This window comes from Mesorhizobium sp. WSM4887 (genome assembly GCF_029625865.1).
In the GTDB taxonomy this organism is placed as follows: Bacteria; Pseudomonadota; Alphaproteobacteria; order Rhizobiales; family Rhizobiaceae; genus Mesorhizobium.
Genome location: NZ_JARTVP010000001.1, coordinates 511,637 through 524,513 on the forward strand (window position 1 = coordinate 511,637; position 12,877 = coordinate 524,513).

Genomic DNA, 12,877 nt, shown 5'->3' on the forward strand with positions numbered 1-12,877 from the left:
TCGACCTGAGATCATCCGGCTCTGACGGCTTCAGGTCGCCACGGCCTTGCCGTTCGCCGGCTTGGTCTCTTCGGCGGCTGCGGCCTGCGGCCTGAGCTTGAAGAGGATCAGCAGCGGCGCGGCGATGAAGATCGACGAATAGGTGCCGAACACCACGCCGAACAGCATCGCCAGCGTGAAGGAGCGGATCACCTCGCCGCCGAACAGCACCAGTGCCAACAGCGCAAGGATGGTGGTCACCGAGGTCAGCGTGGTTCTGGACAGCGTCTCGTTGATGGCGTTGTTCAACAGCTGCGGCAACGGCATCTTTTTGTATTTTCTTAAGTCTTCGCGGACGCGGTCATAGACGACGATGGTGTCGTTGAGTGAGTAGCCGATGATGGTCAGGATCGCCGCGAGCGACGACTGGTTGAATTCCAGTCCGGTTATGACGAAGAAGCCGATGGTCATCACCACATCGTGCACCGTGGCGATGATGGCGCCGACGGCGAACTGCCACTCGAAGCGGAACCACACATAGAGCAGGATGCCGACCAGCGCGATGAGCATGGCGATCGTGCCTTGCTTGGCGAGCTCGCCGGAGACCGTCGGTCCGACCACCTCCACGCGGCGGAAGTCATACTGGTCCTGCAGTTCGCCGCGCACCTTGTCGATGACGGTCTGCTCGGCATTCTCGCCGGCGTCCTGCGTGCCGACGCGGATCAGAACGTCGTTCGGCGCGCCGAACTGCTGCACCTGGATCTCGCCGATGTTGAGCTCGGAGAGCCTGTTGCGGATGTCACCGAGATCGGCGTCGCCCTGCTTGGACTGCACCTCGATCATCGAGCCGCCCTTGAAGTCGATGCCGTAATTGATGTCGATGGTGAGGAACCCGACAACTGACAGGATCGACAAGATGCTGGACAAAGCGAACGTCCAGCGGCGGATACCCATGAACGGGATCCTGGTGCCGGGCGGAATGAAGGTGACCGGCGCGCGCGGCAATTCCTTCGGACGGGCGCGGCGCAGCCAGATCGACACCAGCATGCGGGTGAAGGTGAAGGCGGTGAAAACGGTGGTCAGAATGCCGATCGCATAGGTGATGGCGAAACCCTTGACCGGTCCTGTGCCCAGCCAGAACAGCACCACGGTGGCAATCAGCGACGTGACATTGGAGTCGACGATCGTTGCCAGCGCCTTGGCGAAGCCGGTGTCGATCGACTGGATCACCGAGCGGCCAAGTCGCCGCTCCTCTCGAATGCGTTCATAGATCAGAACGTTGGAGTCCACCGCCATGCCGATGGTGAGCACGATGCCGGCGATGCCGGGCAAAGTGAGCGTGGCGCCCAGCAGCGACAGCAGCGCAACGATCATCGCCACGTGGACGGCCAGCGCGATGTTGGCGAGGAAGCCGAGGAAGCCGTATGCGACGAACATGAAGGCGACGACGAGGATCGAACCGATCACGCCCGCCACCTTGCCGGCATGGATGGAATCCTGGCCGAGGCCTGGACCGACCGTTCGCTCTTCGATGACCGTCAGCGTTGCCGGCAACGCGCCGGCGCGCAGCAGCACGGCAAGGTCATTGGCGCTCTGCGGGGTGAAATTCCCGGAAATCTGCCCGGTACCGCCCAGGATCGGCTCACGGATCTGCGGCGCCGAAATCACCTGGTTGTCGAGGACGATGGCGAACAGCTTGCCGACATTCTGCGCCGTCGCCTGGCCGAACCGTGTCGCGCCCTTGGAATCGAAACGGAACGAAACCACCGGCTCGTTGGTCTGCGAATTGTAGGTCGCCTGCGCGTCGACCAGATTTTCGCCGGAAACGATGACGCGGTTTTCGATGAGATACGGGACCGGCGGATCGTCTTGCGAGTAGAGGACGGAAGAGCCCGCGGGCGGACGGCCCTTCAGCGCATCCTGCACAGGCATCGACTGGTCGACCATCTGGAAGGTCAGCTTGGCGGTCTGCCCGAGGATCTCCTTCAGCCGCTGCGGATCCTGCAGGCCCGGCACCTGGACAAGGATGCGGTCGTCGCCCTGCCGCTGCACGATCGGCTCGGTCGTGCCGAGCTCGTTGACGCGGCGCTCGACCACTTCGATCGACTGCGACAGAGCCGTTGAGGTGCGGTATTTCAGGCCGGCGTCGGTGACCGTGAATTTGAGCAGGCCGGGCTCGGAGTCATCCAGCGACATTTCCTGGATGGAGCCGCCGCTGAACAGTCCCGCCGCCACCGGATCGGTCAGCGGTTTCAGGACCTTCTTGGCCTGGTCGAGTTGAGCCTGGTCCGTGATGCGAACCTGCACGGTGCGGCCGGAACCGGAAAGGCCGGTGTAGTTGATCTTGGGATTGGCCTCGCGCAGCAGCGTCCTGATCTCGTCGCGCGTCGTCTCCATCCTATCCTTGATCAGATCGTTCTGATTCATTTCAAGCAGGATGTGCGAGCCGCCCTGAAGGTCGAGGCCGAGCGTCATCTGCCGCTTCGGCACCCAGCTCGGCAGTTGCGCCAGCATGCTTGCCGGAAACAGGTTGGGCGCGGCGAGGACCACTGTCACGGCCACGGCCAGCCAGATCAGGATCATCTTCAGGCGCGAGAAATAAAGCATTAGTTCTTATCCGTTCAGGCGTACAAGCGGCAGCGTTCCGCCATCGAGGTGGTGATTACTTCTTGGCGTTCTGGTTCGCCACCGGCTCGCCCTTGACGCGCACGTCGGAGATCGTCGAGCGCAGCGCCGTCACCTTGGTCCCGCCGCCAAGGTCGATCTCCAGTTCATTGTCGTCGATCACCTTGGTCACCTTGCCGACGAAACCGCCGCCGGTCACCACCGTATCGCCGCGGCGCACTGCGGCCAGCATTTCCTGGCGCTTCTTCAACTGCGTGCGCTGCGGCCTGATGATCAGAAAATACATGATCACGAAAATCAGGACAAACGGCAAAATGCTGATGAACATATCGGGCGAGGTGCCGACGCCTTGGGCGTATGCCGGTGTGACGAACATCAAGAAACTCCTGGATGGTGAAATACCGCCGGGACGGCCCCGCGAAATTTTGGCCGGAATATAGTCGGTAAAGTTGCCAATGCAACTGCGCGACCCGCCGAATCCGTTGCTTTTCCGGCCGTTTGGCGCGTGCTAGAGCGTCGCAGCCGGAAGCCGGTTGGAGCCGGCCGAAAAGATCGTGCTACAACAGAAGCTTGCAGTTGGTTCTTGGTGCGCAGCCGCGGATCCGTTTCACGTTCCGTGATTGCCAAGTTAAAAAGACCGGAAATGACCGATAGCCTGGATGCCCTGAACAAAAAGCTCGACCGCCTGATCGACGCGGTCTCCCGTCTCGGGCCGCCACCGGTTCCCGAGACCGACCTCGGCGTGGCCGATTGCTTCGTCTGGCAGGCCGATCCCGGCTACCTGGAGCCGGTCCATAAGGTCAATCGCGTCGACATCGGCCTGATCCGCGGAGTCGACCGGGTCCGCGACATCCTGCTCGACAACACCGAGCGCTTTGCGTCCGGCTTCGCCGCCAACAATGTGTTGCTCTGGGGCGCGCGCGGCATGGGCAAGTCGTCGCTGGTCAAGGCCGTGCACGCCAAGGTCAACGCCTCGGACAAGCTCGACCGGCCGCTGAAGCTGATCGAGATCCATCGCGAGGACATCGACACCCTGCCCAAGCTGATGAGCTTGTTGAAGGCGGCGCCCTACCGCTTCATCCTGTTTTGCGACGATCTTTCCTTCGACCATGACGACACTTCCTACAAGTCGCTCAAGGCAGCGCTCGAAGGCGGCGTCGAGGGCCGCCCGGCCAATGTCATCTTCTACGCCACGTCGAACCGGCGGCACCTGCTGCCGCGCGATATGATCGACAATGAGCGCTCGACCGCGATCAACCCGTCGGAAGCGGTGGAGGAAAAAGTCTCGCTCTCCGACCGCTTCGGCCTGTGGCTCGGCTTCCACAAATGCTCGCAGGACGAATATCTCGACATGATCGACGGCTATGTCCGTTACCATGCCCTCGCGATTGATCCCGAGACGTTGCGCGCGGAAGCCTTGGAATGGGCAACGACGCGCGGCAGCCGCTCCGGCCGCGTCGCCTGGCAGTTCACCCAGGATCTTGCCGGACGGCTCGGCAAGCCGCTCAAGGACTGATAGCCCATCACCGGCTGCACTGAAAAAGCCCGCTCCTGGCGGAGCGGGCTGAAGCCGGCGGGCCGGACTGGAGGTCAGGCGGCCCGCAATTTGTTCTTGTTCTATTCGAGATAGCCGCTCGGATCGACCGGAGCAGAGTTCTTGCGCACCTCGAAGTGCAGCTTCGGCGAGTCCGTGGTGCCGCTCATGCCGGACAGCGCGATCTCCTGGCCGCGCTTGACCTTCTGGCCGCGCTGCACCTCGATCGAGCTGGCATGGCCGTAGACGGTGACCAGGCCGTTCTCGTGGCGCACCAGCACTGTGTTGCCGAACTCCTTGAGGCCGTCGCCGGCATAGATGACGACGCCGTTTTCGGCCGCCTTGATCGGCGTTCCTTCCGGCACCGCGATGTCGACGCCGTCCTTGCCGGAGCCGAAGCCGGAGATGACGCGGCCGCGCACCGGCCAGCGCATCTTGCCGATGCCGGTCGCATCCGGCGCCACTGCATCGTCGTCCTCGGCCTGCTGGATGACCTTGGCGTCCTTCTTCGGCGGCGTGTAGGAGGCGAGCGTCTCCGACGGTGTGGTCTTTGCCGGCGGCTGCGTGGTTGCCGTCGTCACCGGATCGACGGTCGGCTTGGTCGCGACAGGCTTCGCGGCAGCGACGGCAACGGTGCCGCCGGCCGGAACCTTGAGCGTCTGGCCGATCTTCAAGAGGCCGTCCTTCATGCCGTTGGCCTGCTTGAGCGCCGTGACGTCGACGCCGGTCTTGCGGGCGATCGAAGACAGGGAATCGCCCTGCTGAACGGTGTAGGTACCGCCGGCGCCGGCCGGCTTTGCCTCGGCCATCTGGGCGGGCGTGGCGCTCTTCGAACCGCTGGCCGCCGCCGATGCATCGACCTGCGCGGCGGATTTGCCGTCCTTGAGTTTTGGCTGCTGCGGCAGCACGGCAACCTTCTCCGGCGCGCCGGCGGGCTGCTTCGGTGTGTTGGCGGGCTTGGTGCTGTCGGCAACCTTCGGCCCGCCCTTGCTCGAATAGGCATAGGCCGGAATGACGATCTTCTGGCCGGTTCTGATGCCCTTGTTGGCATCGAGCCCGTTGACCTTGATGATCGCATCGGCCGGCACATGATATTGGCGGGCCAGACCGGAAATCGTCTCGCCTTCCCTCACCACGATCTCGGTCGCGTGCGGCGCCGCGCTTGCGTTGCGCACCGCGTCGGGTTCGGCGGTCTTGAACGGCTTCGCGGCCGGGGCGACTGTGTTGGTGGCCGTCCTGTCCAGATGAGGCGCGGCGGGGGCCGGCGCGAGTGCCGGGGCCGAGGCGGTGCGCATCGGCTTGGCGGCGGCCGGCGCCGAGGGCGGCGGCAATTGCTGGGACGTCACCGGCTCGAGACTGGAGCGGCTCACCGACTGGGTGTGACTGCCGTCGACTGGGGCCGGCGCGACCGTATCGCCCGGATAGGGCTGGTCGACATTCTGCTTGTTGATGATGGCGCGCTGATTGTTGGTGGACGATGTGAAGACGTCGTCGACACCATTGAAGCGAATCGCCTGGGAGCTGCAGCCTGCCGCGGCACCGGCGATCATCAGGACGGCGCAGCCGCGCGCCAGATTGCGTCCGTTTGCCTTCAAACCATTGAATTGCATCGCACTAACCCGCACAGACCCGGTACAAACTGGTCATGATTAAAGCGCGTTAATGTTACTGGCCGGTTAACCCATTAGAATCCGCCGAAAATTTTCTTAAAACATTTTTCGACAGGCGTGACGAAGTCCGGACAGATCGTGCCGGCCGAGACGAGACGGACGTCTCGGGAACCGGCGAATCGCACGAAATGAGACCGGGCGAGCAGCGGCACCACCCTCACACGACCACGCCTTCGCTTGGTTTGGCTTGCTGACCGCCCAAGTCGGGTACAGCGTCGACAACGCCCTCTTCTACGTCAAGGGAGGCGCGGCCGTGACTCACGACCGTTTCGATGTTCTCTTTTCCCCGACACGCCCGCCGGCGAGACAGACGATCAGACCCGCTGGGGCGGTGCCTTGGGTGCCGGTCTTAAATATGGCTTTGCTCCGAATTGGTCACTCGCGATCGAATACGATCACCTGTTCATGCCCGACAAGACCACCTTCACGGTCGTTGGCGCGCCGGGAGGCCCCTTCAGCACCGAGCGCATCGATCAGGATGTCGATCTCGTTGGTTTGCACCTGAACTACCGCTGCGGCGGCTGACTGGAGTGATGGTCTGCAGGCGCGTTCGGCGCGGTTAGCCGTCGATCGCAGGGCTGGCGCGCTAGATCACCGCGGCGACGCTGCGCAGGACCGGCTGCAGCCTGACCAGGCCGATGTCCTCGCGCTCGAAACGGCTGCCGACCTTGGTGAGCTTGGCCAGCACCTGCTCGCCCTCCTCCGGGCCGATCGGCGCGATGACGACGCCACCGCTCGACAATTGATCGAGCAGGAAGCGCGGAAGACTGTCGAAGGCCGCCCAGGCGATGATGCGGTCGAACGGCCCTTCGTTGGGCAGGCCGTTGGAGCCGTCGGCCTGGCGTACGATGACATTGCTGATGCCGAGCGCCTCGAAACGCTGCTTTGCCTGCTCGGTCAAGGTCTTGTAGCGGTCGACGCTGACGACTCGCGCGGCAAGCCTGGACATCACGGCTGCCGTATAGCCGGACCCGGTGCCGATCTCGAGCACGCGGTTGCCCGGCTCGATGGCCAAAGCCGCAACCACCGCCGCCTGCAGGTCCGCGCCCTCGATCGCCTCGCCGCATTCGATCGGCAGCATGCCTTCCGACCAGGCCATCGAATGGAACTGCGCGGATAGGAAGCCGCGCCGCGGAGTCGCCTCGAAAGCAGCGACCAGTGCCTTCGGCGCCGTGCCCCTGCCGCGCAGCCGCAGCAGGAAAGCGGCGAAACCTTCACGGTCGTCGATAGCCATGGTCATGACAGCGCCTTGGTCAGCTGGTCGCGGAGTTCATGGGCGGTGAGGTCGAGCTGCAGCGGCGTCACCGACACCAGCCGGTTGCGCAGCGCGTAAAGATCGGTGCCCTTTTTGCCTTCGACCGGCTCCCGGCCGAAGCGCAGCCAGTAATAAGGCAGACCGCGACCGTCGCGGCGCTCGTCGACCCAAAGGCTGTGCACGAGCTTGCCCTGCGCGGTGACGACCGTGCCCTCGATTTCGTCGGGTGCGCAGTTCGGGAAATTGACGTTGAGCAGCACGCCTTCCGGCAGCGGCGTTGCGATCAGCCTTTTGAGCAGCGCCGGCGCCAGCGCTTCGGTCGTCTCGTAAGGGACGACGCGGTCCTCGCCGAGATAGGAATAGGCCTGGCTGACCGCGATCGAACGGATACCGAGCAGCGCCCCCTCCATGGCGCCGGCCACCGTGCCCGAATAAGTAACGTCGTCGGCGATGTTGGCGCCGGAGTTGACCCCCGAAAGGATGAGGTCAGGCGGCCCGGGGAGGATCTTTTTCGTGCCCATGATGACGCAGTCGGTCGGCGTGCCGCGCACGGCGAAATGCTTCTCGCCGACCTTCCTCAGCCTGAGCGGTTCCGAAATCGAAAGCGAATGCGCGTAGCCGGACTGGTCCTGCTCGGGCGCCACCACCCAGACATCATCCGAGAGCGTTCGGGCGATGCGTTCGAGCGACGCAAGGCCTTCGGCGTGGATCCCGTCATCATTGGTCAGCAGGATGCGCATGAACTCATTTCGATTCGATCTTGGCGAGACCACCCATGTAAGGCCGCAGCACTTCAGGAATGGTTACGCTGCCGTCCTCATTCTGGTAGTTTTCGACCACGGCGATGAGAGCGCGGCCGACCGCGGTGCCGGAGCCGTTCAACGTGTGCACGAAGCGGTTGCCCTTGCTGTCCTTGTCCTTGTAGCGGGCATCCATGCGCCTCGCCTGGAAGTCGCCGCAGACCGAGCAGGACGAGATTTCGCGATAGGCGTTCTGGCCCGGCAGCCAGACCTCGATGTCGTAGGTCTTGCGTGCGCCAAAGCCCATGTCGCCGGTGCAGAGCGTCACCGTGCGGAACGGCAGGCCGAGCCGCTTCAGCACCTCCTCGGCGCATTGCGTCATGCGCTCATGCTCGGCGAGCGAGCTTTCCTGGTCGGTGATCGACACCAGCTCGACCTTGTAGAACTGGTGCTGGCGCAGCATGCCGCGCGTGTCGCGGCCGGCCGAGCCCGCTTCCGAGCGGAAGCACGGCGTCAGCGCCGTGTAGCGCAGCGGCAGCTTCTCATGCGGCGTGATCTCCTCGCGCACCAGGTTGGTGAGCGGCACTTCCGCGGTTGGGATCAGGCCCAGCCGTCCGTCGCCATGCGGCGTGAAGAACAGGTCCAGTTCGAATTTCGGCAGCTGGTTGGTGCCGAAGAGAACCTCGTCGCGCACCATCAGCGGCGGCTGGATCTCCTCATAGCCGTGCTCTGTCGTGTGCAGGTCGATCATGAACTGGCCGAGCGCGCGCTCCATGCGCGCCAGATGGCTCTTCAGCACCGTGAAGCGCGAGCCGGACAGCTTCGCCGCACGCTCGAAATCCATCATGCCGAGCGCTTCGCCGATCTCGAAATGCTCCTTCACCCAGTTCGGGCGGGTCGGCACATCGCCGACGACGCGCTTGACGACATTGTCGTGCTCGTCCTTGCCGACCGGCACGTCGTCGAGCGGCACGTTGGGCAGGACCGCAAGCGAGTCGTTCAGCGCCTGGTCGAGCTCGCGCTCGCGCGCCTCGCCGTTCTGGATGAACGCCTTGATCTCGCCGACCTCGGCCTTGAGCTTTTCAGCAAGCGCGGCCTCGCCCGAGCGCATGGCATTGCCGATCTCCTTCGAAGCGGCATTGCGGCGCTCCTGCTTGACCTGCAATTCGCTGAGATGGGTGCGCCGCTCCTCGTCCCTGGCGATCAGATCTTCGACGGCGGACTGGGCGTCCTCAGCAGACCACGAGCGCTTCACCAGCGCTTCGACAAGGGCCTTCGGGTTGTCGCGAATCCATTTGATGTCAAGCATGGCTTTCCGTCCTCGAGTAAGGTTCGAGGGCGTAAACCGCATCCCTGATCGATGCAAGACAGCAGCAGCCGGCAGCCGTGTTTTTCAGGCCTGGGACCAGGTTTTAGCGCTAGGTTGACGGCGCGTCCGGCGTCTTTCCGGCGACAGCGCTGCCTGCCTCTTCCTGCCTGTCGCGCGCCAGACGGTCGCGCTCCCGGCTGCGCTCGATCAGGCGCGAAGTGAAGATCGCGACCTCGTAGAGCACGATGGTCGGAAGAGCGAGGCCGATCTGGCTCATCGGATCGGGCGGGGTCAACACCGCGGCGACGACGAAGGCAATGACGATCGCCCATTTGCGCTTCTCGGCCAGCGCCTGCGACGACAGAAGGCCGACGCGCGTCAGCAGGCTGGTCACCACCGGCAGCTGGAACACCAGGCCGAAGGAGAAGATCAGCGTCATGATCAGGCTGAGATATTCCGACACCTTCGGCAGCAAGGAGATCTGCACCTGGTCGTTGGTGCCGACCTGCTGCATGGCGAGGAAGAACCACATCACCATCGGGGTGAAGAAGAAATAGACCAGCGAGGCGCCCATCAGGAACAGGATGGGCGACGCAATCAGGAACGGCAGGAAGGCGCTGCGTTCGTTCTTGTAAAGACCCGGCGCGATGAATTTATAGATCTGCGTGGCGATCAGCGGGAAAGCGATGACCATGCCGCCGAACATGGCGAGCTTCACCTGGGTGAAGAAGAACTCCTGCGGCGCCGTGTAGATCAGCTCGACCTTGTGCGGGTCGAGCCCAGCCCATTGCGTCGCCCATTTGAACGGGACGACCAGAAGGTTGAACAGGCGCTTGGCGAAGAAGAAGCAGGCGAGGAAGGCGATGAAGAAGCCGCCCAGCGACCAGATCAGCCGCCGGCGCAGCTCGACAAGGTGCTCGATCAGCGGCGCCGAGGATTTTTCGATCTCTTCCCTCTCCTTGTCCGAGACGCTCACTTGGCGGCTCCTGCCGTCTTCTTGGCATCGGCGGCCTTTTTCACGGCCGGCTTCTTCGCCGCGGGGTTGGCCTCAACCTTGGGTGCCGCTTCCTTAGCAGGCGCTGCGGCCTTTGCCGCCGCCGGCGCAGATTTTGCCGGGACTTTAGGCGCCGGAGCCTTGGCCGATGCCGCTTTCGCCGCTGCACCGGCGGCTTTCGTCTTCGACGCGGCCACTTTTTTCGCCGGCTGGGCGGACCCGGCGGTCTCCGCAATGGGCGTGGTCACGGAGGCCTCATTCAAGGCCGGGGAGATCGGCGCAGCTGGCGAGGACATCGGCACAGCCGGGGCGACGTCGGTTCCGTTGATGCCCGGGATCTCCGTCGCGCCGTTCTTCAGCGGCTCGGCAGGCTGCGGGGTCGTTGCATCCGAGGGCGCCTGATCGGAAGCCGGCTTGGGCTTCATCATCGTATCGACGCCGGCCCGAACGTCGGCCGCCGCCTGCTCGAACGGATTGAGCTGCTTGCGGATTTCGTTCATCGGGCTGAGCCCACGAAGGCTGTCGACCGAGTCCTTGACATCGTCAAGCTCGGCTTCCTTCAGGGCGTCGTTGAACTGCTTCTGGAAGTCGCCCGCCATGGCGCGCAATTTGGCCGCGGTGCGGCCAAACGTGCGCAGCATGTTGGGCAAATCCTTCGGCCCGACGACCACGATCATGACGACCGCGATCACCAGCAGCTCGCTCCAGCCGACTTCGAACATGGCAATCTATTCCAACGAGAGCCTGTCGCCCAAAAACACGAAAGGGTTCTGGGACAACGACATGCTCAAAGCAACAACCGGACTCAGCTCTTGCTGACCTTTTCCTTGCCCGGCGATACGGTCTCGTCGGCGCGGTGCTCGACGGTCCGCTTGTCGTCGGTATCGTCCTCAGCCATGCCCTTCTTGAAGCTCTTGATGCCCTTGGCCATGTCGCCCATCAGCTCCGGCAGCTTGCCGCGGCCGAACAGGAGCAGCACGATGACCAGAACGATCAGCCAGTGCCATATCGATAGTGAACCCATAACAATCTCTCTCGAATGTTTTCCCTCGGCGATGATCTATGCGTTTTCGCTCGGGGATTCAAACACAACCGCAATGAAGTTGGTAAAATGGCTAGCGGATGTCACGCACTTTCGGCGTGAGCGCCTTGCTACGAATCCGCGCAGCCCCTGCTAATAAACCATTCGTATCGGTTTCGCACTCACTCTTCGGTGACGCGCGGCGTGAGCAATCCGAGCTCCTCGAGGTCGATATCGGTCAGCGCATCCTCGTCCTCGGCCAGCGCGTCCGGATCGGCCGGTGGCACCGGCATCGAGAAATTGGACGGCATGCGCGTCGAAAGCAATCCGGCGCCCTTCAGCTCTTCCATGCCGGGCAGGTCGCGGATCTCCTCCAGCGCGAAGTGATCGAGGAAAGCGTCGGTCGTGCCGTAGGTCACGGGACGGCCGGGCGTGCGGCGGCGGCCGCGCATCCTGACCCACTCCGTCTCCAGCAGCGTGTCCAGCGTGCCCTTCGAGGTCTCGACCCCCCTGATATCCTCGATCTCGGCGCGGGTGACCGGCTGGTGATAGGCGATGATCGCCAGAACTTCGAGCGCCGCGCGCGAGAGCTTTCTCTGCTGGACCGAGTCCCGGCTCATCAGGAAAGCCAGGTCGCCGGCGGTGCGGAACGCCCAGGCGTCGCCGACCCGCACCAGGTTGACCCCCCGCTTGGCGTAGATTTCCTGCAGATCGGCCATTGCGGCCGCAATGTTGACGCCCTCGGGCAGGCGCGCCGCCAGTTGCCTGTCACTGACCGGCTCGGCGCTGGCGAAGATGATCGCCTCGGCCATGCGGACTGCTTCCGACAATTGCAGCCGCTCGGCGGGGTTCTCGATAGAACCCTGCTCGGCCATCTCGGCTTCCGGTTCGACCTCGACCTTGAACGGGATGACCGAAGCGTTGGCGCGTTCACTCATGATGCCACCTCGACTGCCTTGACCCCTCGTGCGCGGCCGCGCAGATAGATCGGCGCGAAGACCTGATCCTGCCGCAGATCCAGCTTGCCCTCGCGCACCATTTCGAGTGTCGCGGCGAACGAACTGGCGATTGCCGTGCGCCTTTCTTCCGGCGCGGCCAGATATTGGATCAGGAAGCTGTCGAGCGCCGTCCAGTCGCCAATCGTTCCAACCAGCCGTGCCAGCACGTCGCGTGCGTCCTTCAGCGACCATACGGCGCGCCTGGCGATCGTCACGTTGCTGATCGCCTGCCGCTGGCGCTGCTGCGCATAGGCGGTCAGCAGATCGTAGAGCGAGGCCGAATAGGCATTGCGCTTCTCGACGATCACCATTTCCGGCATGCCGCGCGCGAAGACGTCGCGGCCGAGCCGGTTGCGGTTGACCAGGCGCGCAGCGGCATCACGCATCGCCTCCAGCCGCTTCAGCCGGAACTGCAGCACCGCTGCCAGTTCCTCGCCGCTCTCGCCCTCTTCGCCCGGCTGTTTCGGGATCAACAGCTTCGACTTGAGGAAGGCAAGCCATGCCGCCATGACCAGATAGTCGGCCGCGAGTTCCAATCTCAGCGCCCTCACCTTCTCGATGAAGGCCAGATATTGCTCGGCGAGCGCCAGGATCGAGATGCGGGCGAGATCGACCTTCTGGTTGCGCGCCAGATGCAGCAGAAGATCGAGCGGGCCCTCGAAGCCGGCGACATCGACCACCAGCGACGGGTCGCTGGTCAGACGTGACTCGTCGTTCTCGGCCCACAGACGGTCCATCGGTGCGGCCTTCGC

General features: G+C 63.8%; 12 protein-coding genes. 1 reads left to right on the forward strand and 11 read right to left on the reverse strand.

The window, feature by feature from the left end:
• Positions 1–30: 30 nt before the first annotated feature.
• Complete coding sequence (secDF, locus tag P9230_RS02520) at positions 31–2,586, reverse strand: protein translocase subunit SecDF (protein WP_095801856.1); 2,556 nt, start codon at positions 2,584–2,586, stop codon at positions 31–33.
• A 55-nt stretch (positions 2,587–2,641) separates the two neighbouring features.
• Complete coding sequence (gene yajC / locus P9230_RS02525) at positions 2,642–2,980, reverse strand: preprotein translocase subunit YajC (RefSeq protein ID WP_067000009.1); 339 nt, start codon at positions 2,978–2,980, stop codon at positions 2,642–2,644.
• Between the two features lie 267 nt (positions 2,981–3,247).
• On the opposite strand from yajC, the gene P9230_RS02530 reads away from it, so the two are divergent.
• Positions 3,248–4,120, forward strand: coding sequence for an ATP-binding protein (locus tag P9230_RS02530; protein WP_095778420.1), 873 nt, complete (start codon positions 3,248–3,250; stop codon positions 4,118–4,120).
• A 101-nt stretch (positions 4,121–4,221) separates the two neighbouring features.
• Here the strand turns inward: P9230_RS02530 and P9230_RS02535 are convergent, their stop codons facing one another.
• The 9 genes from P9230_RS02535 to P9230_RS02575 form a co-directional block, all read right to left on the reverse strand.
• On the reverse strand, positions 4,222–5,748 hold the full coding sequence (locus tag P9230_RS02535; RefSeq protein WP_278117292.1) for a LysM peptidoglycan-binding domain-containing M23 family metallopeptidase: 1,527 nt from the start codon (positions 5,746–5,748) through the stop codon (positions 4,222–4,224).
• Between the two features lie 646 nt (positions 5,749–6,394).
• The gene (locus P9230_RS02540; RefSeq protein WP_095825608.1) at positions 6,395–7,048 is read right to left on the reverse strand and encodes a protein-L-isoaspartate(D-aspartate) O-methyltransferase; all 654 of its coding nucleotides are present in this window, start codon (positions 7,046–7,048) and stop codon (positions 6,395–6,397) included.
• A complete protein-coding gene (surE, locus tag P9230_RS02545) occupies positions 7,045–7,803 on the reverse strand; it encodes a 5'/3'-nucleotidase SurE (RefSeq protein ID WP_278117295.1) in 759 nt (252 codons plus the stop codon). Before surE ends, P9230_RS02540 begins: the two co-directional genes overlap by 4 nt.
• Positions 7,804–7,807: 4 nt before the next feature.
• Positions 7,808–9,112, reverse strand: a complete 1,305-nt coding sequence (gene serS, locus P9230_RS02550; RefSeq protein ID WP_278117297.1) for a serine--tRNA ligase — start codon at positions 9,110–9,112, stop codon at positions 7,808–7,810.
• Between the two features lie 109 nt (positions 9,113–9,221).
• Positions 9,222–10,088 (reverse strand): twin-arginine translocase subunit TatC, encoded by an 867-nt coding sequence (gene tatC / locus P9230_RS02555; protein ID WP_095778424.1) that lies wholly within the window; start codon positions 10,086–10,088, stop codon positions 9,222–9,224.
• Entirely contained in the window at positions 10,085–10,828 is a 744-nt protein-coding gene (gene tatB, locus P9230_RS02560; protein WP_095825611.1) for a Sec-independent protein translocase protein TatB, read from the reverse strand. The genes tatC and tatB overlap by 4 nt, the downstream gene beginning before the upstream one ends.
• Before the next feature lie 83 nt (positions 10,829–10,911).
• On the reverse strand, positions 10,912–11,130 hold the full coding sequence (locus P9230_RS02565) for a twin-arginine translocase TatA/TatE family subunit (RefSeq protein ID WP_066999984.1): 219 nt from the start codon (positions 11,128–11,130) through the stop codon (positions 10,912–10,914).
• Between the two features lie 179 nt (positions 11,131–11,309).
• Positions 11,310–12,065 (reverse strand): SMC-Scp complex subunit ScpB, encoded by a 756-nt coding sequence (gene scpB / locus P9230_RS02570; RefSeq protein ID WP_067329549.1) that lies wholly within the window; start codon positions 12,063–12,065, stop codon positions 11,310–11,312.
• The gene (locus P9230_RS02575) at positions 12,062–12,862 is read right to left on the reverse strand and encodes a ScpA family protein (protein WP_067329546.1); all 801 of its coding nucleotides are present in this window, start codon (positions 12,860–12,862) and stop codon (positions 12,062–12,064) included. Before P9230_RS02575 ends, scpB begins: the two co-directional genes overlap by 4 nt.
• Positions 12,863–12,877 lie beyond the last annotated feature (15 nt).

Excerpts from the sequence above, each read along its gene's own strand:
- secDF (WP_095801856.1), bottom strand. The coding sequence starts at position 2,586 with ATGCTTTATTTCTCGCGCCTGAAGATGATCCTGATCTGGCTGGCCGTG.
- P9230_RS02565 (WP_066999984.1), bottom strand. The coding sequence starts at position 11,130 with ATGGGTTCACTATCGATATGGCACTGGCTGATCGTTCTGGTCATCGTG.
- P9230_RS02540 (WP_095825608.1), bottom strand. The coding sequence starts at position 7,048 with ATGACCATGGCTATCGACGACCGTGAAGGTTTCGCCGCTTTCCTGCTG.
- P9230_RS02535 (WP_278117292.1), bottom strand. The coding sequence starts at position 5,748 with ATGCAATTCAATGGTTTGAAGGCAAACGGACGCAATCTGGCGCGCGGC.
- P9230_RS02530 (WP_095778420.1), top strand. The coding sequence starts at position 3,248 with ATGACCGATAGCCTGGATGCCCTGAACAAAAAGCTCGACCGCCTGATC.
- surE (WP_278117295.1), bottom strand. The coding sequence starts at position 7,803 with ATGCGCATCCTGCTGACCAATGATGACGGGATCCACGCCGAAGGCCTT.
- yajC (WP_067000009.1), bottom strand. The coding sequence starts at position 2,980 with ATGTTCGTCACACCGGCATACGCCCAAGGCGTCGGCACCTCGCCCGAT.
- P9230_RS02575 (WP_067329546.1), bottom strand. The coding sequence starts at position 12,862 with ATGGACCGTCTGTGGGCCGAGAACGACGAGTCACGTCTGACCAGCGAC.
- tatB (WP_095825611.1), bottom strand. The coding sequence starts at position 10,828 with ATGTTCGAAGTCGGCTGGAGCGAGCTGCTGGTGATCGCGGTCGTCATG.
- serS (WP_278117297.1), bottom strand. The coding sequence starts at position 9,112 with ATGCTTGACATCAAATGGATTCGCGACAACCCGAAGGCCCTTGTCGAA.
- scpB (WP_067329549.1), bottom strand. The coding sequence starts at position 12,065 with ATGAGTGAACGCGCCAACGCTTCGGTCATCCCGTTCAAGGTCGAGGTC.